Origin of the sequence: Agrobacterium sp. YIC 4121, from assembly GCF_002008205.1 — a bacterium.
Lineage (GTDB): Bacteria > Pseudomonadota > Alphaproteobacteria > Rhizobiales > Rhizobiaceae > Agrobacterium > Agrobacterium leguminum.
Map to the genome: position 1 here is coordinate 73,333 of NZ_MRDI01000017.1, position 22,108 is coordinate 95,440.

22 protein-coding genes are annotated in these 22,108 nt (G+C 60.6%); 19 read left to right on the top strand and 3 right to left on the bottom strand.

From position 1 onward, the window contains the following. The first annotated feature begins 24 nt into the window (after positions 1 to 24). From BTE54_RS16395 to aroQ, 7 genes are all read left to right on the top strand, one after another. Positions 25 to 1,086, top strand: coding sequence for a 3-carboxy-cis,cis-muconate cycloisomerase (locus BTE54_RS16395; protein WP_078053174.1), 1,062 nt, complete (start codon positions 25 to 27; stop codon positions 1,084 to 1,086). Positions 1,087 to 1,455: 369 nt separating this feature from the next. Further along, positions 1,456 to 2,124, top strand: a complete 669-nt coding sequence (locus BTE54_RS16400) for an amino acid ABC transporter permease (protein ID WP_059758436.1) — start codon at positions 1,456 to 1,458, stop codon at positions 2,122 to 2,124. A 10-nt stretch (positions 2,125 to 2,134) separates the two neighbouring features. Beyond that, complete coding sequence (locus tag BTE54_RS16405) at positions 2,135 to 2,785, top strand: amino acid ABC transporter permease (RefSeq protein WP_035262651.1); 651 nt, start codon at positions 2,135 to 2,137, stop codon at positions 2,783 to 2,785. Between the two features lie 41 nt (positions 2,786 to 2,826). Next, positions 2,827 to 3,666 carry a transporter substrate-binding domain-containing protein gene (locus BTE54_RS16410; protein WP_078053175.1) on the top strand — a complete coding sequence of 280 codons (840 nt, stop codon included), beginning with the start codon at positions 2,827 to 2,829 and terminating at the stop codon, positions 3,664 to 3,666. A gap of 202 nt (positions 3,667 to 3,868) precedes the next feature. Beyond that, positions 3,869 to 4,627 (top strand): amino acid ABC transporter ATP-binding protein, encoded by a 759-nt coding sequence (locus BTE54_RS16415; RefSeq protein ID WP_078053225.1) that lies wholly within the window; start codon positions 3,869 to 3,871, stop codon positions 4,625 to 4,627. 72 nt (positions 4,628 to 4,699) lie between these two features. Beyond that, complete coding sequence (locus tag BTE54_RS16420) at positions 4,700 to 5,569, top strand: shikimate dehydrogenase (protein WP_078053224.1); 870 nt, start codon at positions 4,700 to 4,702, stop codon at positions 5,567 to 5,569. Beyond that, a complete protein-coding gene (gene aroQ / locus BTE54_RS16425) occupies positions 5,566 to 6,009 on the top strand; it encodes a type II 3-dehydroquinate dehydratase (RefSeq protein ID WP_065655344.1) in 444 nt (147 codons plus the stop codon). Before BTE54_RS16420 ends, aroQ begins: the two co-directional genes overlap by 4 nt. Here aroQ and BTE54_RS16430 read toward each other — a convergent pair. After that, positions 5,984 to 6,676, bottom strand: coding sequence for a TetR family transcriptional regulator (locus BTE54_RS16430; RefSeq protein ID WP_078053176.1), 693 nt, complete (start codon positions 6,674 to 6,676; stop codon positions 5,984 to 5,986). The genes aroQ and BTE54_RS16430 overlap by 26 nt on opposite strands. A gap of 124 nt (positions 6,677 to 6,800) precedes the next feature. On the opposite strand from BTE54_RS16430, the gene BTE54_RS16435 reads away from it, so the two are divergent. Continuing rightward, positions 6,801 to 8,702 (top strand): bifunctional sugar phosphate isomerase/epimerase/4-hydroxyphenylpyruvate dioxygenase family protein, encoded by a 1,902-nt coding sequence (locus tag BTE54_RS16435; RefSeq protein ID WP_078053226.1) that lies wholly within the window; start codon positions 6,801 to 6,803, stop codon positions 8,700 to 8,702. 77 nt (positions 8,703 to 8,779) lie between these two features. On the opposite strand, the gene BTE54_RS16440 is transcribed toward BTE54_RS16435, so the two are convergent. Next, positions 8,780 to 9,088: a putative quinol monooxygenase gene (locus BTE54_RS16440; protein WP_078053177.1), complete on the bottom strand. Its 309-nt coding sequence runs from the start codon at positions 9,086 to 9,088 to the stop codon at positions 8,780 to 8,782. A gap of 314 nt (positions 9,089 to 9,402) precedes the next feature. Here BTE54_RS16440 and BTE54_RS24985 point away from each other — a divergent pair, with 314 nt between their 5' ends. From BTE54_RS24985 to BTE54_RS16465, 6 genes are all read left to right on the top strand, one after another. Next, entirely contained in the window at positions 9,403 to 9,573 is a 171-nt protein-coding gene (locus BTE54_RS24985) for a hypothetical protein (protein ID WP_158080270.1), read from the top strand. Next, positions 9,570 to 11,390: an ABC transporter ATP-binding protein gene (locus BTE54_RS16445; RefSeq protein WP_078053178.1), complete on the top strand. Its 1,821-nt coding sequence runs from the start codon at positions 9,570 to 9,572 to the stop codon at positions 11,388 to 11,390. Before BTE54_RS24985 ends, BTE54_RS16445 begins: the two co-directional genes overlap by 4 nt. Positions 11,391 to 11,431: 41 nt before the next feature. Beyond that, on the top strand, positions 11,432 to 12,967 hold the full coding sequence (locus BTE54_RS16450) for an ABC transporter substrate-binding protein (protein ID WP_078053179.1): 1,536 nt from the start codon (positions 11,432 to 11,434) through the stop codon (positions 12,965 to 12,967). A gap of 75 nt (positions 12,968 to 13,042) precedes the next feature. Then, positions 13,043 to 13,966 carry an ABC transporter permease gene (locus BTE54_RS16455; RefSeq protein WP_161987893.1) on the top strand — a complete coding sequence of 308 codons (924 nt, stop codon included), beginning with the start codon at positions 13,043 to 13,045 and terminating at the stop codon, positions 13,964 to 13,966. Between the two features lie 6 nt (positions 13,967 to 13,972). Then, complete coding sequence (locus BTE54_RS16460; RefSeq protein ID WP_078053180.1) at positions 13,973 to 14,821, top strand: ABC transporter permease; 849 nt, start codon at positions 13,973 to 13,975, stop codon at positions 14,819 to 14,821. A 5-nt stretch (positions 14,822 to 14,826) separates the two neighbouring features. Next, on the top strand, positions 14,827 to 16,560 hold the full coding sequence (locus BTE54_RS16465; protein WP_078053181.1) for a M14 family metallopeptidase: 1,734 nt from the start codon (positions 14,827 to 14,829) through the stop codon (positions 16,558 to 16,560). 27 nt (positions 16,561 to 16,587) lie between these two features. On the opposite strand, the gene BTE54_RS16470 is transcribed toward BTE54_RS16465, so the two are convergent. Further along, positions 16,588 to 16,959 (bottom strand): hypothetical protein, encoded by a 372-nt coding sequence (locus BTE54_RS16470; protein ID WP_078053182.1) that lies wholly within the window; start codon positions 16,957 to 16,959, stop codon positions 16,588 to 16,590. Between the two features lie 377 nt (positions 16,960 to 17,336). On the opposite strand from BTE54_RS16470, the gene BTE54_RS16475 reads away from it, so the two are divergent. From BTE54_RS16475 to BTE54_RS16495, 5 genes are all read left to right on the top strand, one after another. Beyond that, positions 17,337 to 18,509, top strand: a complete 1,173-nt coding sequence (locus BTE54_RS16475; protein WP_003519825.1) for an ABC transporter substrate-binding protein — start codon at positions 17,337 to 17,339, stop codon at positions 18,507 to 18,509. A gap of 90 nt (positions 18,510 to 18,599) precedes the next feature. Next, on the top strand, positions 18,600 to 19,463 hold the full coding sequence (locus BTE54_RS16480; protein ID WP_003519826.1) for a branched-chain amino acid ABC transporter permease: 864 nt from the start codon (positions 18,600 to 18,602) through the stop codon (positions 19,461 to 19,463). Position 19,464: 1 nt separating this feature from the next. Next, positions 19,465 to 20,472 (top strand): branched-chain amino acid ABC transporter permease, encoded by a 1,008-nt coding sequence (locus tag BTE54_RS16485; RefSeq protein ID WP_078053183.1) that lies wholly within the window; start codon positions 19,465 to 19,467, stop codon positions 20,470 to 20,472. After that, the gene (locus BTE54_RS16490; protein WP_078053184.1) at positions 20,469 to 21,233 is read left to right on the top strand and encodes an ABC transporter ATP-binding protein; all 765 of its coding nucleotides are present in this window, start codon (positions 20,469 to 20,471) and stop codon (positions 21,231 to 21,233) included. The genes BTE54_RS16485 and BTE54_RS16490 overlap by 4 nt, the downstream gene beginning before the upstream one ends. Further along, the gene (locus tag BTE54_RS16495; protein ID WP_020809642.1) at positions 21,214 to 21,930 is read left to right on the top strand and encodes an ABC transporter ATP-binding protein; all 717 of its coding nucleotides are present in this window, start codon (positions 21,214 to 21,216) and stop codon (positions 21,928 to 21,930) included. Before BTE54_RS16490 ends, BTE54_RS16495 begins: the two co-directional genes overlap by 20 nt. Positions 21,931 to 22,108: the final 178 nt, after the last annotated feature.

The following is a 22,108-nucleotide window of genomic DNA, read 5'->3' on the forward strand; positions in this document are numbered from 1 at the left end:
GCGCAAAAGAAAGCGAGACGGAAGATGAGCCTTTCCCCCTTCGAGCATCCGTTTTTGTCAGGCCTCTTCGGCGACAGCGAGATCGTCGAGCTGTTTTCGACAAGAGCGGATATCGACGCCATGGTCCGTTTCGAGACGGGGCTGGCGCAGGCGGAAGCGCAGGCCGGCATCATCCCCGAGGATGCGGCAGAAGCAATCGTTTCGCGGCTTTCGGACTTTGCCGCCGATATGACCGCGCTTCGCCATGGCGTCGCGAAGGACGGCGTCGTGGTTCCCGAACTCATCCGGCAGATGCGCGCGGCGGTCGCCGGCCAGGCGGCGGAAAGGGTGCATTTCGGCGCCACCAGCCAGGATGTCATTGATACCAGCCTGATGCTGCGGCTGAAGGCTGCGACGGAAATCATCTCCGCCCGGCTCGGCCGCCTAATCGATACGCTGGGAGACCTTGCCTCCCGCGACGGCCACAACCCACTGACGGGCTATACCCGCATGCAGGCCGCCATCGGCATCACCGTCGCCGACCGGGCGGCGAGCTGGACTGCGCCGCTGGAACGCCACCTGCTGCGGCTCGAAAGTTTTACGCAGAGCGGCTTCGCCCTGCAATTCGGCGGGGCGGCCGGTACCCTGGAAAAGCTTGGTGACAATGCCGCAGCGGTGCGTGCCGATCTCGCAAAACGGCTCGGCCTTGCCGACAGGCCGCAATGGCAAAGCCAGCGCGACAGCATCGCCGAATTCGCCAATCTGCTCTCGCTGATCACCGGCGCGCTCGGCAAGTTCGGGCAGGATATTGCGCTGATGGCCGAACTCGGTGCGGAAATCCGCCTTTCCGGTGGCGGCGGATCCTCGGCCATGCCGCACAAACAGAACCCGGTCAATGCCGAAACGCTGGTGACGCTCGCACGCTTCAATGCCGTGCAGATATCCGCCCTGCACCAGTCGCTCGTGCACGAACAGGAACGATCTGGCGCGGGCTGGATGCTGGAATGGCTGTCGCTGCCGCAAATGGTGACGGCAACGGGCGCCTCGCTGCTGATCGCCGGGCGATTGGCCGAGCAGATAGACAGGCTGGGCACAGGCGAAAACTAGCCGCAAGGCCGGTCGATTTCGTGTGCAAACTTGGTTTTCGGGCACTGCCGAACAGCAGCCGGAGACGATGCGACGACGCGCGGGAAGTGATTGCGCTTTTCCGCATTAGTCATTGATAAAAAAGACTTTATTCAGAAATCCAGAAAATGAAAAAACAGCATGAAAGCTGCTTTTTAACCGGACATGCCGCTTGACACAAAAATGAACTAACTGGTACAAACATTATAATTAACAGCCTGCCGCCAACAAGGGTTTTGAAGCCTGCGGCGACAGTGAACGACAAATGGAGGGCTTTGGCGCCGCAAGGTTTCCAAAGCAATGCGGACAAGGCGAAACGCCTGTCCGGACCCGAACGGGTTGGGAGGAAGAATGTCTTACAGTCTCGATTTTTCGGCGGTCATAGACCGCCTTCCCGAGCTGCTTTTAGCCTGTCTGGCGACGATCGGCCTTGCGATTGCCGGCATGTCGCTCGCCACCGTCATCGGCGTTCTGGGCGTCGTCGCCCGCCGCTCGCGGTTCAAGCTGCTGCGCGGCCTCGTCATCGGTTTTGTGGAAACAATCCGCAACACGCCGTTTCTGGTGCAGATATTCTTCATCTTCTTCGCCCTGCCGCAGATTGGCATCAAGCTCAACCCGACAGTAACGGCCATCATTGCATTGGCTCTGAACGGCGGCGCCTATGCGATTGAAATTATTCGCGGCGGGGTCGATTCCATTCCCAAGGGCCAGGTGGAGGCGGGACTTGCGCTCGGCCTTCACCGCGCGCAAATCTTCCGGCACATCATCCTGAAGCCGGCGCTGCGGGCGGTCTATCCCTCGCTCACCAGCCAGTTCATCATGCTGACGCTGACCACCTCGGTCTGCACCTCGATCGCCGCTTACGAGCTGACCTCGGTGGCGCAGAAGATCGAGGCGGATACCTTCCGGTCCTTCGAGGTCTATTTCTCGATCACGCTGCTTTATCTGGTCATTTCCTCGCTGATGATGGGCATTTTCTCGCTCATCTCCCGCGCGTCCTTCAGCTATCCGGTCAAGTGAGGAAAAGACAATGGCATCCATCGGTCCCAACGAACTCTTCTTCCTGCTGCAAGGCCTGAAATGGACGCTTGCGCTGACCATCATCGGCTTTATCGGCGGCGGCGTCTTCGGCCTTTGCGTGGCGCTTGCCCGCGTCGCGGATAGCCCGGCAATCCAGCGCGCCAGCACCGGTTACATCGCCGTCTTTCAGGGCACGCCGCTCCTGATGCAGCTTTTCGTGGTCTATTACGGCGTGGCGCTTGCGGGCCTCAATGTCGATGCCTGGATCGCGGTCGCCATCGCTTTTACGCTGCATGCCAGCGCCTTCCTCGGTGAAATCTGGCGCGGCGGCATCCAGGCGGTGCCGAAAGGCCAGACGGAAGCCGCCAATGCGCTCGGCCTGCATTACATCTCGCGCATGAAGGACGTGGTTCTGCCGCAGGCCTTCAAGATTTCGCTGCCGGCCACCATCGGTTTCCTCGTGCAGCTCATCAAGGGCACCTCGCTTGCGGCCATTGTCGGCTTCGTCGAGCTGTCGCGCGCCGGCCAGATCGTCTCCAACCAGACGTTCCGCCCGCTCACCGTCTTCGCCCTCGTCGGCGTCATTTATTTCCTGATCTGCTGGCCGCTTTCCCTGTGGGGCGCCAGCGTTGAAAAGCGGCTGCAGACCGCAACCCGCTAAGTCCATGAAGATCTCATCAGCTTTGTAAGGAGGAGCAAAAGATGAAAACCACCAGCATGAAATTCTCTCGCCGCGCCCTGCTCGCGCTCGCCGCGGCAACCGTTGCCCTGCCCTTCGTCGCACCGGTCGATGCTTTCGCCGGCACCGTGGAAGAAGCCAAGGCCAAGGGCAAGGTCGTTATCGGTATTCAGGGCGACAATTCGCCGTGGGGCTTCGTCAATTCCAGCGGCGTTCAGGATGGTCTCGATGCCGATATCGGCAAGGCTTTCGCCGACTATCTTGGCGTGAAGGTTGAGTTCGTACCGCTCGCTGTCGCCAACCGTATTCCGGCACTGCTGACCGGCAAGGTCGATGTCCTTTTCGCAACCATGGGCATGACTGCAGAGCGCGCCAAGACCATCCAGTATTCCAAGCCCTATGCCGGTAACGTGCTCTCCGTCTATGGTCCCAAGGACAAGAAGATTGCTGGTTACGACGATCTGACCGGCGTTGCCGTCGGCGTTCCGAAGTCGAGCGCCATGGACACTGCTATCACCGCCGGCGCCGGCTCCAAGGCCAACATTCTGCGTTTTGACGACGACGCCGCCAACATCCAGGCGCTCATTTCCGGCCAGGTTGAAGTCGTCGGCGGCAACCAGTTCTACGGTGACCGCCTGAACAAGGCTGCTGATGGAAAATACGAATCGAAGTTCGACCTGACGACGCTTTACAATGGCGCCGGCACCCGCCCGGGTGAAAAGGACTGGAATGAAACCATCAACGCCTTCCTCGACAAGATCAAGTCGGATGGCCAGCTCGCCAAGATCTACGACAAGTGGATGAAGCGCGAAGTGCCTGCATTCCCGGAAAGCCTGCCTGATATCCCGTTCACCGTGAAGTGACCCTTCACCCGCGGTGCAAGATCGAAATATCGGGAAACCGATGGGAATCTTCAGACAAGAGACAGCATGCGCACTGCGCTTGGCGTCAGGATTGGCAGCTTGCTGCCAATCCTGACGCCTGCGAGTGCAAGTGCCAGAACATTTGAAGAAGACGTCCCTTGCATCGTCAACTGAAACTCCTGCTTGCATGAAGGAACGTTCCATGCCGCAATCTGCCGAACAGGCTCCGCTGATCGCCCTTGAAGGGGTGGGAAAGTGGTATGGAGCCTTCCACGCGCTTAAAAACGTCAACATGACGGTTCGCAAAGGCGAAAAAATCGTTCTTTGCGGGCCGTCCGGTTCGGGCAAATCCACGCTCATCCGCTGTATCAACCATCTGGAGGAAATCCAGGAGGGCAAGATCACGGTCGAGGGAACGACGCTGTCGGATTCCAGCCGCGCCATCGATGCGGTTCGCCGCGAAGTGGGCATGGTGTTCCAGAGCTTCAATCTCTTCCCGCACAAGACCATCATGGAAAACTGTACGCTCGCGCCCATGCGGGTGAAAGGCCTGTCGAAAGCCGATGCGGAAGCGACGGCGCGCAAATATCTGGAGCGCGTGCGTATTCTCAACCAGGCAGACAAGTACCCGGCCCAGCTTTCCGGCGGCCAGCAGCAGCGTGCGGCCATCGCCCGGGCGCTGTGCATGGAGCCGAAGGCAATGCTGTTCGATGAGCCGACCTCGGCGCTCGACCCGGAAATGGTCAAGGAAGTGCTCGACACCATGATCGGCCTTGCCCGCGACGGCATGACGATGATCTGCGTGACCCATGAAATGGGCTTTGCACGGCAGGTGGCCGACCGGGTGATCTTCATGTCGGACGGCGAGATCATCGAGGAAGGCCCGCCGGAAGAATTCTTCCGCGATCCCAAGCACCAGCGCACGCGCACGTTCCTCGGCGAAATTCTCGCCCACCACTGAGGTTCGCGCGCTCTTAAGACAGGCGGGAATAATCCCGCCTCTCCCACACCGTCCGATGAGCGACACGTGATCATGACAGAAAAAACATCCTTCAAGGTCGGCCTGATAGGCGCCGACATCCAGCTATCGAAATCGCCTGCTCTGCATATGCGCGAGGGCGCGGCCCATGGTCTCGATTATTCCTATGAGCTTGTGGATGTCACCGCCCGCAAACTGCCGGAAACGGCGCTTCCGGAGCTTCTTTCCGAGCTCGAAGCACGCGGGTTTGCCGGCACCAACATTACCCATCCGTTCAAGCAGGCGGTCATCCCGCATCTGCATGAACTGTCGGACGACGCCCGGATGCTGGGCGCGGTCAATACGGTGGTTTTTCGCGATGGGCGACGGATCGGCCATAATACGGACTGGTACGGCTTTCACGAAAGCTTTGTCCGTGGCCTGCCGGATGCAAAACGCGATCGGGCACTGCTGGTCGGCGCGGGTGGCGCCGGGGTTGCCGTCGCACACGCGGCGTTGAAGCTCGACATTGCCCGCCTTGATATTTTTGATCGGGATTTGGCAAGGGCCGAACGCCTGGCGCAGGACCTCAACGGCCGTTTTGGTGAGGACCGCGCCTTTGCGGTGAAGGACCCGGCCGCGTCCCTGCCCTATGCAGATGGCCTGATTCACGCCACGCCGATGGGCATGCCAGCGCATCCCGGAATGCCTGTTGCCGCCGATCTCATCGAACAGCGACATTGGGTGGCCGACATTGTCTACATGCCGCTTGTGACAGAGCTTTTGGCCACCGCGGCACAGAAGGGTTGCCGCACCTTGCCAGGCGGCGGCATGACGGTGTTTCAGGCCGTCGGCGCATTCCGCCTATTCTGCGGCCGCGAGCCGGATGCCGGGCGCATGACGGCGCATTTCACCGAGCTTTGTATGGCGGAGGGCGTCGCATGAGCCTCTTCACGGTCCTCAACGGTCCCAATCTCAACCTGCTTGGCCAGCGCCAGCCGGAAATCTATGGTTATGAAACGCTTGCCGACGTCGAAGCAAACTGCCGCGCCATTGCCGACGCTGCCGGGCACACACTGTTTTTTGCCCAGAGCAACCGGGAATATGAGATCATCGACTGGATCCATGAAGCCCGCGGCAAGTCCGCGGGCATCGTCATCAATCCCGGCGCGTTCACACACACGTCTGTGGCGATCCTCGATGCCTTGAATACCTTCGAGGCTCCCGTCATCGAGGTGCACATCTCGAACATTCACAAGCGCGAGGCCTTCCGGCACCACTCCTACATTTCGCCCCGTGCAGAGGGCGTGATCGCTGGGTTGGGTATCGAAGGATACGAGGTGGCTCTCAGCCACCTTATCAAGCGTCTTTCACGATCTTCGTGAGATGGGCGGGCGCCAGCACATAACGCAGCACCATGTCGCTGGCGTGCTGCGACAAGGTCTCCTGGCCTTCATCGGTAAACAGGTTGTCGCCAAAGATAAACGAGAACGTCGCGACATTAGAGACGTTGAAAAACGACAGGGCGCTGATCTGCCAGTGCAATTCCAAGGCGTCGATGCCCTGCCGAAAGATGCCGCTCTGCTGGCCGCGCACCAGCACGCTCTCCAGCGCCTCGATGGCGGTACGGTTCAACTCGCGTATCGTCCCGGAAGACTGCATGTGCCGCCCGTGGTGAATATTCTCGATCATCACCATTCGGATGAAGGCCGGGTTACGCCGGTGGTGATCGAACGTGAACCGACAGAGCTTCTCGAGTGCCGCCACAGGCTCCAGATCATCCAGGCCCAGATCGCTTTCCCCACCGCGTACCTTGGCATATGCCTCTTCCAGCACATGCTGGTAAAGGCTCTCCTTGTCGGTGAAGTAATAATAGATCATGCGCTTGGACGTGCGCGTGCGCGCGGCGATCTCGTCGATCCGCGCTCCAGACAGTCCGTTTTGCGAAAATTCCTCCATCGCCACGGACAGAATATCGCGCCGCACACCCTCCGGGTCTCTTTTCGCCGGGCGAGTTTCTGCTGTGCCTTTGGAGGTCGCGGTTTTCGTCATGGTCGATCAATCCACCCTTGGGCTTGCGGTTACCGCCCACGCCCGTATTATTAACCAATCAGTACATAAGGCTGAAAAGGAAGGCAATATGGCGAGCTATGACACAGCAGGACACGGCATGCCAATGCGCACATCCATTGCAACCGTATCGATCAGCGGCGAATTCCCCGAAAAGCTGGCGGCCATCGCCAAAGCGGGGTTTTCCGGCGTTGAGATTTTCGAAAATGATTTCCTGACCTACGATGCCTCGCCGCGCGAGGTGAAAGCGCTGGCGGCCGATCACGGGCTGGATATCACCCTTTTCCAGCCCTTCCGCGACTTCGAGGGCATGCCGGAACCCCACCGTGCCCGCGCCTTCGAGCGCGCTCAGCGCAAATTCGACATCATGGGCGAACTCGGCACCGACCTGATGCTGATCTGCTCGAATGTCTCGCCGGTCTCGCTCGGCGGCATCGACCGCGCCGCCGCCGATTTCCATCAGCTAGGCGAGCTTGCGGCAAAACATGGCGTGCGCGTCGGTTACGAGGCGCTGGCCTGGGGCCGCCATATCAGCGATCACCGCGATGCCTGGGAGGTGGTGCGTCGCGCCGATCACGCCAATGTCGGCATCATCCTCGATAGTTTCCATACGCTGTCGCGCAAGATCGATCCCAATTCGATCCGCTCCATTCCCGGCGACAAGATATTCATCGTGCAGCTTGCCGATGCGCCGCTGATCGACATGGACCTGCTCTACTGGAGCCGCCACTTCCGCAACATGCCGGGCGAAGGCGATTTGCCGGTCGTGGATTTCATGCGCGCCGTGGCGGCAACCGGCTATAGCGGCCCGCTATCGCTCGAAATCTTCAACGACCAGTTCCGTGGCGGCTCGGCCCGGCTGCTGGCCGAAGACGGCCACCGCTCGCTCATCAACCTGATGGACCAGGTGCGCCGTCTCGAACCCGATATCCGCATCGATGTGCCGGCCATGCCGGAACGGGTGGAGACGAAAGGCGTGGAGTTCGTCGAATTCACCACGGCACCGGAAGAAAAACCCAATCTGGAAGCCCTTCTCGCCACGCTCGGCTTTGAAAACACCGCCCGGCACCGCAATCGCGATGTCGATCTTTATACGCAGGGCGATATTCGCATCGTCATCAATACCAGCGATGGCGGCGACAGTTTCGCGGGAGCGTCCTATTCCATCCACGGCACCAATGCCTATGCCTTCGGGCTGAAGGTGGATGATGCCGGGGCGGCCCTTGCCCGAGCGGAAGCGCTCGGCGCGCCCACCTTCGCCGAACCGCGCAAGTCAGGCGAAGTCGCCGTTCCCGCCATTCAGGGCGTGGGCAACGGCGTCATCTATTTCCTTGACGGTTCACCAGAGCTTTCTTCCATCTGGGACAATGAATTCGTGCCGACGGAAGGCCGAACGCCGGAAGGCGACGCCGGCCTCAGGCGGATCGATCATCTTGCGCAAACAACGCATTACGATGAAATGCTGACCTGGCTTTTATTCTACACCTCGCTGTTTGCGACGCGGCGCACGCCGATGGTCGATGTGGTCGATCCGGGCGGGCTGGTGCGCAGCCAGGCGATTGAAAGCGTGCCCTCGCCGCATTTCCGCCTGACCATGAACGGTGCGGACAATCGCAAGACTTTCGCCGGCAAATTTCTGGCCGAGGGCTTCGGCACCAGCATCCAGCACATCGCGTTTGCCACCGACGATATCTTCGCCACCGCAAAAGCCTTGCAGGCGCGCGGTTTCCACGCCCTGCCGATCTCGCGCAATTATTACGACGATCTGGAGGCCCGTTTCGGGCTGGAGCCGGAGTTTTCGGACGCGCTCCGGGCCGCGAGCATTCTTTATGACCGCGACGACAATGGCGAATATTTCCAGATCTACAGCCGCACCTTCGGCGAGGGTTTCTTCTTCGAAATCATCGAAAGACGCGGAGCCTATGGCGGTTATGGCGCGATGAACGCCCCCTTCCGCATCGCCGCGCAAAGACGGCTTGCGCCGCCGGTCGGCATGCCGAAGGAATAACTCCCGGCGCCGAAATACAATCGGGGAAATCCAATCAGGCCGCAGCCGGCAGGAATGCCGCTGCGGCCTGTTTTCATTCACGCCAGTGTCGTTATCTCATAGTCGCGTGGAATGGCGGAGGTCGCCGTGAACCACTCGGACGCCCGCGTCCGCTGCTGATGGAAATCGAAGGCGGCACGGTCGGCGAAAAGCTCCTCCACCTGCCAGATCAGGGCATCGTCTGTCTCGGACACATCGAAGGAAAGACAGCCGGGTTCCGCTCTGGTCAGACGCAGATGTTCGGGAAGGTGGCGCCGCACCAGTTCGACATCATCCTTGGACAAGCACCGTAAAAAGCCCCTCAGCCTGACTGCACCTGCCTTGTTGTTCATGCCCGACGTTCCCATTCCTCATCGTTCTTCCCAAAGGTTTTTAGCGACAATAATCGTGGAATACACGCATCATTGCGAAGCATTCTTCAGGAATGCGCGCTCAAAATCGGTGCAGCTGCGTATTTGTAGAGCAGTACACAAAAATTGTTCAACACTCTGGACATGATTGTTCGGTTTTGTTAGCTTTTTAAGCAAAACAAGGGTGGGGAATTAGAGTTACATGCGCATCGTCGAATCTGCGGCCGACGCAAATCATCCGGCCGGTACCGATGAGGTTGCCTGCGGCGCTTCGGTGACATCGAATGTGCCGTGTCCGCGGGCGACGGCCAATGCGCGTTCCGCTGGCAAAGCGGCCTGAAGACATGCAGTTCTTCGCGAAATCCCCGTCCCTGCCCGTGGCGTCGCCCAGCACGCGCCTGCCCGAGACATTTGCCCCTTCCTCATTTTCACATGGCCGCGCCAGCTTTGCCGCGCAGGCCACGCCGGAGACGCTGACATGACTGCCGCACCCGCAAACGCCCTCCTCTCGGTCGAAGGCCTGAGCGTCGAGTTCGGCAATAGCCGCGTCGTGGACGATATCTCCTTCAGCGTCGAGCCCGGCCGCACTGTCGCGGTCGTCGGCGAGTCCGGGTCGGGAAAATCGGTCACCTCGCTTTCCACCATGCGCCTTGCGGACATGATGGGCGCGACCTACCCCACCGGCAAAATCCTGTTTGAAGGCAATGACTTGCTGAAGGCGTCTCAGAAAGAGATGCGCGCGATCCGCGGCAAGGAGATCGCCATGATCTTCCAGGAGCCGATGACCTCGCTCAACCCCGTCTTCACCATCGGCGACCAGATCTGCGAAGTGCTTGTGCTGCATGAAAAGATGGGCAAGCAGGCAGCGATGGCGGAAGCACAGAAGCTGCTCGAAATGGTGCGCCTGCCCGATGCCGCCGAGCTTCTGAAGCGGTATCCGCACCAGCTTTCCGGCGGCATGCGCCAGCGCGTGATGATCGCCATGGCTCTCGCCTGCCGGCCGAAGCTTTTGATCGCCGACGAGCCGACGACGGCGCTTGACGTCACCATTCAGGCGCAGATCCTCAACATCATGCGCGACCTGCAAAAGAAGCTCGGCATGGGCATGGTCTTCATCACCCATGACATGGGCGTGGTGGCGGAAATGGCCGATGACGTCGTCGTCATGTGGAAGGGCAAGAAGGTCGAGGAAGGCCCGGTCAAGGATATCTTCGCCAACCCGCAGCACCCTTACACGCGCGCCCTGCTGTCCGCCGTTCCGCGCCTCGGCAGCATGGAAGGTGAAGAGTTTCCCAAGCGCCTGCCGCTCACCGTGTTGCAGGATGGCCAGCCGGTCGTGGTCGGTGAGGAACGCGTGCAAAACACCGCAAAATACGACGCGCAGCCGCTTTTGTCGGTCAAGGACCTGTTTGTCCGCTTCGATATCCGCAAGAACCTGTTCGGCAAGGCGACGCACCGCCTCAGCGCCGTGCAGAAGGTGAGCTTCGATATTCACGCCGGCGAAACGCTGGCGCTGGTGGGCGAATCCGGTTCCGGCAAATCCACCATCGGCCGCACCATCCAGCAATTGCAGACGGCCATCTCGGGCGAAATTGCCTTCAACGGCCGCAGCTTTGCGCAGATGTCCGCGGCGGAACGCTTTCGCATGCGCCAGGAAGTGCAATATATCTTCCAGGACCCCTTCGCCTCGCTCGATCCGCGCAAGACAGTCGGTTTTTCGATTGCCGAGCCGATCAACACCCACGGTTTGATCAATGATCAGAAGGCCGTAAAGCGGCGGGTGGATGAATTGCTGGAGCGTGTGGGCCTCTCCTCCGAGCACGCCGCGCGGTATCCGCACGAGTTCTCCGGCGGCCAGCGCCAGCGTGTCTGCATTGCCCGTGCGCTCGCTTCCGATCCGAAGCTTATCATTGCAGACGAGGCGCTGTCGGCGCTCGACGTCTCCATTCAGGCGCAGATCATCAATCTGTTCATGGATTTGCAGGCCGAACGCGGTCTCGCTTATCTCTTCATCAGCCATGACATGGCTGTCGTGGAAAAGATGAGCCACCGCGTCGCCGTGCTTTATCTTGGCCAGATCATGGAAATGGGCAGCCGCCGCCAGGTCTTCGAAACGCCGACGCATGATTACACCCGCCGCCTGCTTTCGGCCGTGCCGGTGGCCGATCCGACCATCGAGCGCCGCATCGCGATGATCGAAGGAGAAATACCCAATCCCGTGCGCCGTGTCGGCGATGAGCCGGCCATTCTCGCCCATGAGGAAATCAATCCGGGCCACTTCATCGCGAAGAGCGCCTGAATAACAACCAGAACCACAACCATCTGAAGAGGAACAGGTAGATGACAATAATCAAGAAGGGGATGACGACAACGTTCGTCGCGCTTGCCATGGCCGCAACGGCCTTGACCGCCGCACCGGCTTTCGCCGCCGGCAAGATGACCATTTCCAGCCCGCAGGATCCGGGCAGCTGGGATCCAATCGACACCTTCCTCGTGCAATGGGCGGCTGTCGCCACCAACATCTTCGATGGCCTCACCTATCGCGGCCCGGACCTGAAGGTTGTGCCCGGCCTTGCCGAATCCTGGGAAGAGCTGGATGAGGGCAAGCGCATCCGTTTCAAGCTGCGCCAGAACGTCAAGTTCCACAATGGCGAGCCCTTCAACGCCGCCGCCGTCAAGTTCACCTTCGAGCGCCTTCTCGGCGAACAGGGTGCCAAGGGCCCGCAGCGTTCCAACTACGTCGCCATCGAAAGCGTCGATGTCATCGACGATTACACCGTCGACATGAAGCTGAAGGCGCCCGATCCGGTGCTTCTGACCAAGCTTGCCGGTTATGGCGGCATGATCGTGCCGCCGAAGTACATTCAGGAAAAGGGCGAGGACAATTTCAACCTCAACCCCGTCGGCACCGGCGCGTTCAAATTCGTTTCCTACGCACCGAAGACCAATATCAAGCTGGAAGCCAACCCGGATTACTGGGGTGGTGCACCGAAGCTTTCCGAGCTTGAATACCGCTTCATCGCCGAGCCGGCGACCGCCGTTGCCGAATTGCAGGCAGGCCGCGTCGATCTCGTCATTCCGCCCACCATCCCGATTGGCATGATCCCGGTCATCGAAGGCGATTCCAAGCTTCAGATCGTCAGCGTTCCCGGCCCGACGGTGGATGCGCTGCGCTTCAACACCCGTGACGGCATCACTGCCGATCCGAAGGTGCGCAAGGCCATCATCATGGCGGTCGACCGCGGTACGATCGTCAAGTCGATCCTCGCCGGTCAGGCTTCCGAAATCGCCAGCTTCCAGAGTGCGCTTTCCTTCGGCTATGACGCCGATCTGAAACCGCTGCCCTACGATCCGGAAGGCGCCAAGAAGCTTCTCGCGGAAGCCGGCGTCAAGCCGGGTGCGGCGCTCCAGATCGATATCCGCGGCAATGACGCAACGATGAACGAGGTGGCGCAGGTTATTTCCAGCTACCTCTCCATGGTCGGCATCACCGCCACCATCAAGCCTTACGAAACCAACGTGCTGCTGAACGACATCATACCGCAGGGCAAGACCGGCGCGATGTTCCAGCAGAAATGGGGCGGCTGGACCTTCGATTACGACAACACGGCCTATTCCATGTATCACTCGGGTGAAAAGTGGAACCCCTATGACAAGGACGAGAAGCTGGACAAGCTGCTGGAATCCCAGCGTCCGCTGACCGACCGTGCCGCGCGCGAAAAGATCCTCAAGGAAATCGGCAGCTATACCGCCGAACGCGCGCTGGAAATCCCGCTTTACAACACCAATGCCATTTACGGCATCAACAAGCGGGTCAAGGGTTTCGTCGCACCGCCGGACAACCGCCTGAAGCTGACCGACGTCACCGTCGAATAAGCTGGTTAATCCTCTCATAAGTCGCCTTGCCCGCCACGCGCGGGCAAGGCAGAACTTCTCTTCAAGGTAAAAAACGTGGCCGGTTTCCTCATCAAGCGATTGCTGCAGGCGATTTTTGTCGTCATAGCCATCACCCTTCTCGTTTCTTTCGCCATTCGCCTCACCGGCGATCCGGCTGTCACCATGTTCCAGGGTGGCGGCAGCATGACGGAAGACGATCTGGCGCGCATTCGCGCAGCACTCGGCACCGACCGGCCGTTCTTCGTGCAATATTTCAGCTTCCTGAAGGGCCTCGTGACGCTCGATTTCGGCCGCAGTTTCACCGGCAGCACGCCGGTCTCGCGCCTCATTGCCGATGCCCTGCCTGCCACGCTGCTTCTCGCCTTCATCTCCATGGCGGTGTCGATTGCGCTTTCCATCCCGCTCGGCATCAAGGCGGCGACCTCGCGCGGCAAGACGGTCGATCAGGTGATCCGTATCTTCTCGCTCGTCGGCCTGTCCTTCCCGAATTTCTGGCTGGCCACCATGCTGGTGCTGTTGTTCTCCATCACGCTCGGCTGGCTGCCGCCAAGCGGCATGGGTGGCTTTGCCAGCTACATCATGCCCGCCGTCACCATGGGTGTCATCCTCACCGCCACCAATGTGCGCCTGGTGCGCACAGCCATGCTCGATACGCTGCGCTCGCAATATGTCATGGTGGCGCGCGCCAAGGGCCTCAGCGAAAACAAGGTTCTCTACAAACACGCGCTGCGCAACTGCGCCATTCCGCTCATCACCTATTTCGGCCTGCAATTTGGTGGGCTGCTCGGCGGCATCGTCGTCATCGAACGCGTCTTCAACTGGCCGGGCCTCGGCACGCTGGCTTTCGATGCGGTCGGCGCGCGCGATTATCCCGTGCTTCAGGCCGTCATCACCGTGCTGTCGCTGATGATCGTCGGCATCAACCTTCTGGTCGATATCGCCTATGGGCTTGTCGATCCGCGCATCCGCACGGAGTAAGTGACGATGGCTGCCAAAACCTCGCGTCTCGCGCGCTTCACCAATCTCGAATTCGTCCTCGGCGCGTTCCTCACCGTGGTCATCTGCCTTGCCGTCGTCTTTTCCGATGTGCTGTTTCCGGGCGGCGCGGACAAGATCGACCTGATGGCGCGCCTTGCCAAGCCCTTTGCCAATGCCGCCCATCCGCTCGGCACCGATCCGCTGGGTCGTGACGTGCTCGCCCGTGTCGTCGCCGGCGGCAAGATTTCGCTGCTTGTCGGTTTCACCTCGGTTATCGGCGCGGTCATCTTCGGCGTCGCGGTCGGACTGGTGGCGGGTTATTATCGCGGCTTCTGGGATATCCTGGTCATGCGCTTTGCCGATATCCAGCTCGCCATGCCCTTCATTCTGCTCGCCATCACCTTCATCGCCATTGTCGGCGGCAGCCTCACAAACACCATCATCCTCCTGATCGTCTCGCAATGGGTGCAATATGCCCGTCTCGTGCGCGGCTCGGTGCTGACGCTGCGGGAGCGGGAATTCATCCTTTCCGCCCGCGCTATTGGCGTGAAAGACTGGCGCATCATTCTCCAGCACCTGCTGCCGAACCTTATCGGCCCGGTCATCGTGCTGATGACGCTGAATGTCGCCAATAACATCCTCTTGGAAAGCAGCCTCACCTTCCTCGGTCTCGGCGTCGATCCGACCATTCCGAGCTGGGGCGGCATGCTGGCGGATGGGCGGACCTATCTGCAGACGGCATGGTGGGTCAGCGTCTTCCCGGGTCTTGCCATCCTTCTGACCGTGCTTGGCCTCAACCTTCTCGGCGACTGGCTGCGCGACAGCCTCGACCCCACCGGCAGAACCTCGAGGTAACAGCGATGAGCCAGATTTTCGACCAGACTTTCGAACGCACGCTGGATGCGCTTCTCGCCAATGCCAAACCCGGCCAGTCCTTCGAGGCATGGAGCTTCGATGATGCCAAAAGCCGCCGCGAAGCCGAAAACCGGCTGAAGAAAAAAGGCGTCAGCGCCCGCATCCGCAGCGCCTACAAGCCGCTTCTCTTCACCTTTATGGAAGAGATCAATCTGGATGGCGTCGACACCATAGAGGTGCGTTACCCCGTACACGCAAACGCCCCCGTCAACCGGTTCCGGCTGGAAGCCTATCCGCTGGCGGCTCTGGTGGGCGATGCGACGATCGACTTCGTCGCCCGAAAAGACGACGCCTTCCATTATGATGTTACCCTGAGCCGCAACGGCAAGAGTGAAACCCTGAAGATTCTGGCGCCAAACCGGGTGCACACGGATATCGTCGGCGAAACCAATGTTTCACCCACGGGCTGGTTCCGGCTTGCCGGCGATGCTGTGGGTGAGCGGCTGGAGACGGATTACGAACGGCTTTTCGAAGCGGCGATCCATGCCGTCGCCAACCACGGCTGGGGCGATGAAGAGCCCTATTTCGAGGAACTGAACATCCGCGTCGCGCATCCGGCCGAAGATTTGCCACTTGCCCTCGGCGATGAGGTCGTCAGCCTGCGCGAAGCCCTGCATGAGGATTTCTATTTCTCGCTCCTGGAATTCTTCCAGAAGAAGTCCGGCCGGCCGCTGGGTGACCGGGGCCTGAAGCCCGGCCAGATCGTGCCGGAAATTGTCAAAAGCGAAGGCGAAGTCTCCGTCCGCATCGAGGCGCGCACGCTCACCACCGCCTTTCTCGATGGCCGTGAACAGCAGATCGATACGGCCAGCGAACCGGTTGCTGCAGGCCAGCTCGCAAAACTGCTTGAAGAGATCGGCGGCGAAGCCTTCGAGGCCCATTCCCGTTCCGGCCGCATTCTTGCCGCCCGTTATGTCGCCGGCAGCGATGCCGCCGTGATGATCAGCGGCGGTCAGCACCCCAATGAGACCACAGGCATTGTCGGCGCCATCCGTGCCGCCCGCAAACTCGCAGAGCGCAGGGGCGCACATTTCACCATTTCGCCGCTGGAAAATCCGGATGGTTATGCCCTGCATCAACGGCTGAGAGCCGACAATCCGCGCCACATGCATCACGCGGCGCGTTACACGGCGCTCGGCGACGATCTCGAATATCGCACGCGGGAAAATGCGGGCGTCCATCTTAACGAGAAGGCAATCCGTTTCAGGGCGCAGGAGATGAGCGGCGCCAGCCTGCATGTGAACCTGCACGGTTATCCATCCCATGAATGGACCCGGCCGCTTTCCGGTTATGTCCCGCGCAATTTCGCCATGTGGACGCTGCCGAAAGGGTTCTTCCTCATCATCCGCCACCATGCGGACTGGGAAAGGCAGGCCGAAGCCCTGCTCGACCGGGTGACCCGCCATCTCGGCGCCATTCCCGGCCTGCTCGACTACAACAACCGACAGATCGCTCTTTATGAAATCCACGCCGGCGAAACCGGTTTCCGCATCATCAACGGCTTCCCGTGCCTGTCCTCCGTCGACGACCGCCACACCGTGCCGATGACGCTGATCACCGAATACCCCGACGAGACGATCTACGGCAACGACTTCATCACCGGCCACACCGCACAGATGGAAACGGTTCTCTCCGCCTATGATGCCTGGCAGGAGATTCTCGTCGGGGAAGTGGCCTGATATTGCGGGCCGCCCTCGGTGGGCGGCCTATTTTCCCGCCGTGCTCGCGAGTTTTTGGTCCCGCTGCTTCTGCAAAAGCCTCTTGCCCTTGCTCAGAATATGCAAATTAGCGGCATCAAGCTTGTTGTAGCCGGCCTGAATAATATCAAGATCGGCAACGTGACCGATTGCTGCCAGCTCATGCATCACGTCGCCAATAGCGACGTCGACACTCGGCTTTTGCAGATTGACCACATCCTCCACCGCAGCGTGCATGCCTTGCGCGTCTCCGCCCATGACGTGATACAGCGCCAGCGCCTTGCGAAGAAATGCTTCGCGGCGCTCGATCTTATTGTTGAGTATACTTTCGCCAACGCGATCCCGCATCAACTCAACAACTCTATTTTGATATTCGCCCATCAGACACCAAATAAAGTTCACAATATGCTTGGCGAGGCTACAAACAATCCCCTTAGAACTGGTTAAGGCACGAGGCTTGCGCGGGTATGACCGTTATTTTCGAAACATGTCACAAAAGCTGGTTTTCATGAGGAAGCATTTCGATACCACCTGCCGCGAAAACACCGGTCGCGATGGCTGCGGCGGCGCTATACATTGAGAATCACGGGATGATCACTATTGTGCGATCTCGCATGAGACAAACCCTGCGGGACGGGTATTGATAACCGTCAGGTTATTTATCACCCCCCTTATTTCATTTTACTTTGGCCACCGCACTCATCAATCTGGCAGTCTGGATCGGTGGATGGGAGCCACGGATCAATTGGGAGGAATTCATGAAATTACGGATCACCGCCGCCATCGCGGCCATCTGCTTCAGTACTGCCGCTTATGCCGAGACCATCAAGGTCGGCGTGGTCGGTCCGTTCTCCGGCCCCTTCGCGCTGCAGGGCAAGAACTTCAAGGCCGGCATCGATGCCTGGTTCGCCCTTCACGGCAACAAGGTCGGCGACGATACGGTAGAAGTCGTCTATCGCGATGTGCCGCAGGCCGATCCGGCGCAGTCCAAGGCGCTGGCGCAGGAGCTGGTGGTGAAGGAAGGCGTGCAATATCTCGCCGGCTTCTATTTCACCCCCGACGCCATGGCCGTCACGCCTTTGCTGAAGCAGGGCAATGTGCCGATGGTCATCATGAATGCCGCCACTTCGGCCATTGTGACGAAAAGCCCCTATGTGGTGCGCACCTCGTTCACCACCTGGCAGACCTCCACCCCCATCGCCAAGGTGGCCTTTGATGGCGGCGTGAAGAAGGTCATTTCGCTGGTCAGCGATTACGGCCCCGGCGTCGATGCCGAAAACGCCTTCAAGGCGGCCTTCACCGCCGCCGGCGGCGAGGTTGTCGAAAGCATTCGCATGCCGCTTTCCACAAATGATTTCAGCCCGATCATGCAGCGCGTGAAGGATTCCGGCGCGCAGGGCGTCTTCGCTTTCCTGCCGTCAGGCCCGACCACGCTCGGCTTCGTCAAGGCCTTCAACGATAACGGCCTGAAATCCGCAGGCGTCAAGCTCTTCGCACCGGGCGATCTGACGCAGGAATCCGACCTGCCGGCGCTTGGCGAAGCCGCGCTCGGCATGCAGACGACCTTCCATTACGCCGTCTCGCATGATTCCCCTGAGAACAAGACCTTCGTGGAGGCCGCCGCCAAGGCGATCGGCAACCCGAAGGAGCTCTCCTTCCCTTCCGTCGGCGCCTTTGACGGCATGTATGTCATCAGCAAGATGATCGAGGCTACTGGCGGCAAGCAGGATGCGGAAAAGGCCGTGGACGCGGTGAAGGGTCTTTCCTGGACAAGCCCGCGCGGCCCTGTCAGCATCGATCCGGAAAGCCGCCACATCACGCAGAACATCTATCTGCGCGAAGTGGCCAAGGGCGATGACGGCAATTATTACAACAAGGAAGTCCAGACCTTCGAAAAACAGGGCGATCCGGGCCTCGCCGCCGCGAAGTAACGGCAGCTTTTAAAAGACGTTGTCGGGCCGCCAATAGCGGCCCGTCTCCGGCCCGGATGGGCATTGCAGCACCGGGAGGAATTTTTCAGCATGCAGACGGTCTTCAGCATCCTTGTCGATGCGCTTGCCTATGGCATGGTCCTGTTCATCATCTCCATCGGCCTTTCGGTGACGATGGGGCTGATGCGGGTGGTCAATCTGGCGCATGGCGCCTTCGCCATGATCGGCGGTTATCTCGCCTCCTATGCCGCCCATGGCCTCGGCCTCGGTTATGCCGTGGCGATCCTCGTCGCCATCGTCGGCACCATCGTCATCGCCATACCGCTTGAGCGTTTTCTCTATCGCCGCATCTATGGCGCGCCGGAGCTGACACAGGTGCTGATGACCATCGGCATCACGTTTTGCATCATCGGCATCGCCAATTTCGTCTTCGGCCCGACGCTGAAGACCATTCCGCTGCCGCAGCAGCTGGCCGGCCCCACCGATCTCGGCTTCCGCACCATCGCCACCCACCGCATCTTCGCCATTGCCTGCGGTCTGGCTGTTGCCGGCGCATTGTGGTTCACCTTCGAAAAGACCGCTTTCGGCATCAAGCTGCGCGCTGCTGTCGATAACGCCGCCATGGCGGCCGCACTCGGCGTTCGCACCGAGGTCATCTATGCCGTCAGCTTCGCCATCGCCGTCGGCCTTGCCGCCATGGGCGGCGTCATCGGCGCGGAATTGCTGCCGGTCGAACCCTATTATGCGCTGCGTTATATGGTGACCTTCCTCGTGGTGGTCTCGGTCGGTGGCGCGGGCTCCATTCCCGGCGCGCTGATCGCCTGCCTGCTGCTCGGCGCCATCGATACGACCGGGCGGTATCTCGCGCCCGAATATGGCGAATTCTTCTTTTACCTGGCGGTCATCGTGATCATCACGCTGTTCCCGCGCGGCCTTCTCGGAAGGGCGAAATGAGATGGCGGTGCTCATGAACGACGTGACTGAAACGGCAGAGATCCCGAAGGCGCGCTCGCCGCTGCGCGCGCTTGCGGGGCCGCTCCTCATCATTATCGCCGCCATTGCCGGTTATTACCTGTTTCCGGATAATCTGGCGCTTCTGACCCGTATCATCGCCATCGCGCTTCTCGTGCTGTCGATCGATCTCGTTACCGGCTATTGCGGCGTCGCCACGCTCGGCCACGCCGCGCTGTTCGGCGCAGGCGCCTATGCCGCCGGCATCGCCGCCGCCCATTTCGAGATTACCGATCCGCTGCTGATGACCGTGATCGGCGCAGGCGCGGGCGGCGTTGCCGGGCTGGTCTCCGGCACGGTTCTCTTGCGCGCCCACGGCCTGCCGCAGCTCGTTCTTTCCATCGCCGTCATCCACCTGTTCCATGAGGCTGCCAACAAGGCATCGGGCTGGACGGGCGGCAGCGACGGTCTTGCCGGCGTTTCCCCGGACGCGCTGTTCGGCACCTTCGAATTCGACCTTTTCGGCCGCACCGCCTATATTTACGGCGTCTGTCTGCTGCTCGTCGTCTTCCTCGCCCTCAGGGTCGTGGTCAATTCGCCCTTCGGCATGTTGTGCCGCGGCGTCAAGCAGGACAGCATCCGCATTCAGGCCATGGGCGGCGCCGTCAACGGCACGATTTTGAAGATGTTCGTCATATCGGGCGTCGTCGCCGGCATTGGCGGTGCGCTCAACGCCATCTCCACCCAGGTCGTCGGTCTCGATAGCCTCAGCTTCACGCTTTCGGCCGAAGCGCTGGTCATGCTGGTGCTCGGCGGCGCGGGTTCGCTTTACGGCGCGCTGATCGGCGCCGTCACCTTCATGTGGTTCGAGGATGTCGTTTCCGCCGCCAATCCGTTCCACTGGCTCACCATTGTCGGCCTGCTGCTGATTGCCGTCGTGCTTTTTGCGCCGCGTGGACTTTATGGCGCGGGTGAGCAGATCATTGCGCGCATCCGTGGAGGTCGCAAATGAGCGCCATTTTCGAAGTCTCCGGCCTCAAGAAAAATTTCGGCGGCCTCGTCGTCACCAATAATGTCTCGCTGTCGCTGTCGCCGGGAGACCGCACGGTGCTAATCGGCCCCAATGGCGCCGGCAAGACCACCTTCGTCAATCTCGTCACCGGCAATATCAAGCCCTCGGCCGGCACGGTGCGCATCGCCGGCGAAGACGTGACCGGCCTCAGCGCCAGCCAGCGGGTAAAGCGCGGCCTCGTCCGCTCCTTCCAGGTCACGCGGCTGTTTCAGGACATGACGCCCGAGGAACATGTGGCGCTTGCCATTCTCCAGCGCGAAGGCAAGACGGGCCGGATTTTCGGCCGTTACCGCGCCATGCCTGCGGTGATGAGCGAAGCCCGCGATATTCTCGGCACGCTTGGCCTCACGGCCCTGGCCGAAACAAAGGTGCGCGAAATCGCCTATGGCCAGCAGCGGCTGATCGAGATCGCGCTTGCCATGGCGCTTCGCCCTAAAATCCTGCTGCTGGACGAACCGGCCGCCGGCGTGCCTTCCACGGAAACCGCGCGCATCGAACAGGCGCTAGACCGGCTGCCGGCCGATCTCGCGATATTGATGATCGAGCACGACATGGATCTGGTCTTCCGTTTCGCCAAACGCGTCGTCGTTCTGGCAGCCGGCGCCGTCATCTTCGACGGTTCACCTGAAGACGTCACCAGCAATGCGGAAGTCCGCCAAGCCTATCTGGGAAGTTACGCCGATGCCCGCAGCGCCGCTTGAAATCGTCAACCTCACCGCCGGTTATGGCCCTACCCGCGTCATCGAGGGCCTGTCGCTTTCCGTGCCGTCGGGCTCGCGTTTCGCGGTTCTCGGCCGCAACGGCGTCGGCAAGACCAGCCTCTTCGCCACGCTGGCCGGCCAGACGAAACGCTTCGCCGGCGATATCCGCATCGGCGGGCAGGACATCGCCGCCCTTCCGAGCGCCGCCCGCGCCAAAGCCGGCCTCGGCTACGTGCCGCAGACGCGGGATGTGTTTCCCACCCTCACCGTCGAGGAAAATCTCTTCGTCGGTCTCAAGACCCGGCCGAAATCGGCCATCGAGGAAGCCTACACGCTGTTTCCGCGCCTCAAAGAGCGCCGCCGCAATCTCGGCTCGCAACTTTCGGGCGGCGAACAGCAGATGCTCTCCACCGCCCGCACGATTCTCGGCCAACCGCGCGTGCTGCTTCTCGACGAGCCGCTCGAAGGCCTCGCCCCCGTCATCTGCGAGGAGCTGATGGCCGCCTTCTCCAAACTGGCGCAATCGGGTGAAATGACCATTCTCCTCGTCGAACAGCGCATCCAGATGGCCATCGACTTCGCCGACCACGCCATCATCATGGAACGCGGCCGCATCGTCTGGGAAGGACCGTCGAGCGATCTTGCGGAGAACCCGGATATTATCGATACGCATCTTGGGGTTGGCGGGCTGCATTGAGCCCACGCATCGCCGTTGCGCGTTCACATATATAATCTCGTCATACCGGCCTTGAGCCGGTAGCCAGCCACCCCAAGTCCTTGGGGTGAAAAGACTCTTTGCGCCGCGCAGACGCGCGCCGGCCGGATTCCGGCTCAAGGCCGAAATGACGGAGGGTGACCGATCACACAAAGCGCCC

What these genes read in the sequence shown, in the direction of transcription:
- BTE54_RS16410 (WP_078053175.1), top strand. Translation starts at nt 2,827, where the DNA reads ATGAAAACCACCAGCATGAAATTCTCTCGCCGCGCCCTGCTCGCGCTC.
- BTE54_RS16470 (WP_078053182.1), bottom strand. Translation starts at nt 16,959, where the DNA reads ATGGGCGAATATCAAAATAGAGTTGTTGAGTTGATGCGGGATCGCGTT.
- BTE54_RS16460 (WP_078053180.1), top strand. Translation starts at nt 13,973, where the DNA reads ATGGCTGCCAAAACCTCGCGTCTCGCGCGCTTCACCAATCTCGAATTC.
- BTE54_RS16435 (WP_078053226.1), top strand. Translation starts at nt 6,801, where the DNA reads ATGCGCACATCCATTGCAACCGTATCGATCAGCGGCGAATTCCCCGAA.
- BTE54_RS16465 (WP_078053181.1), top strand. Translation starts at nt 14,827, where the DNA reads ATGAGCCAGATTTTCGACCAGACTTTCGAACGCACGCTGGATGCGCTT.
- BTE54_RS16445 (WP_078053178.1), top strand. Translation starts at nt 9,570, where the DNA reads ATGACTGCCGCACCCGCAAACGCCCTCCTCTCGGTCGAAGGCCTGAGC.
- BTE54_RS16440 (WP_078053177.1), bottom strand. Translation starts at nt 9,088, where the DNA reads ATGGGAACGTCGGGCATGAACAACAAGGCAGGTGCAGTCAGGCTGAGG.
- BTE54_RS16395 (WP_078053174.1), top strand. Translation starts at nt 25, where the DNA reads ATGAGCCTTTCCCCCTTCGAGCATCCGTTTTTGTCAGGCCTCTTCGGC.
- BTE54_RS16475 (WP_003519825.1), top strand. Translation starts at nt 17,337, where the DNA reads ATGAAATTACGGATCACCGCCGCCATCGCGGCCATCTGCTTCAGTACT.
- BTE54_RS16480 (WP_003519826.1), top strand. Translation starts at nt 18,600, where the DNA reads ATGCAGACGGTCTTCAGCATCCTTGTCGATGCGCTTGCCTATGGCATG.
- BTE54_RS16405 (WP_035262651.1), top strand. Translation starts at nt 2,135, where the DNA reads ATGGCATCCATCGGTCCCAACGAACTCTTCTTCCTGCTGCAAGGCCTG.
- BTE54_RS16490 (WP_078053184.1), top strand. Translation starts at nt 20,469, where the DNA reads ATGAGCGCCATTTTCGAAGTCTCCGGCCTCAAGAAAAATTTCGGCGGC.
- BTE54_RS16430 (WP_078053176.1), bottom strand. Translation starts at nt 6,676, where the DNA reads ATGACGAAAACCGCGACCTCCAAAGGCACAGCAGAAACTCGCCCGGCG.
- BTE54_RS16485 (WP_078053183.1), top strand. Translation starts at nt 19,465, where the DNA reads ATGGCGGTGCTCATGAACGACGTGACTGAAACGGCAGAGATCCCGAAG.
- BTE54_RS24985 (WP_158080270.1), top strand. Translation starts at nt 9,403, where the DNA reads ATGCGCGTTCCGCTGGCAAAGCGGCCTGAAGACATGCAGTTCTTCGCG.
- BTE54_RS16450 (WP_078053179.1), top strand. Translation starts at nt 11,432, where the DNA reads ATGACAATAATCAAGAAGGGGATGACGACAACGTTCGTCGCGCTTGCC.
- BTE54_RS16400 (WP_059758436.1), top strand. Translation starts at nt 1,456, where the DNA reads ATGTCTTACAGTCTCGATTTTTCGGCGGTCATAGACCGCCTTCCCGAG.
- aroQ (WP_065655344.1), top strand. Translation starts at nt 5,566, where the DNA reads ATGAGCCTCTTCACGGTCCTCAACGGTCCCAATCTCAACCTGCTTGGC.
- BTE54_RS16415 (WP_078053225.1), top strand. Translation starts at nt 3,869, where the DNA reads ATGCCGCAATCTGCCGAACAGGCTCCGCTGATCGCCCTTGAAGGGGTG.
- BTE54_RS16495 (WP_020809642.1), top strand. Translation starts at nt 21,214, where the DNA reads ATGCCCGCAGCGCCGCTTGAAATCGTCAACCTCACCGCCGGTTATGGC.
- BTE54_RS16420 (WP_078053224.1), top strand. Translation starts at nt 4,700, where the DNA reads ATGACAGAAAAAACATCCTTCAAGGTCGGCCTGATAGGCGCCGACATC.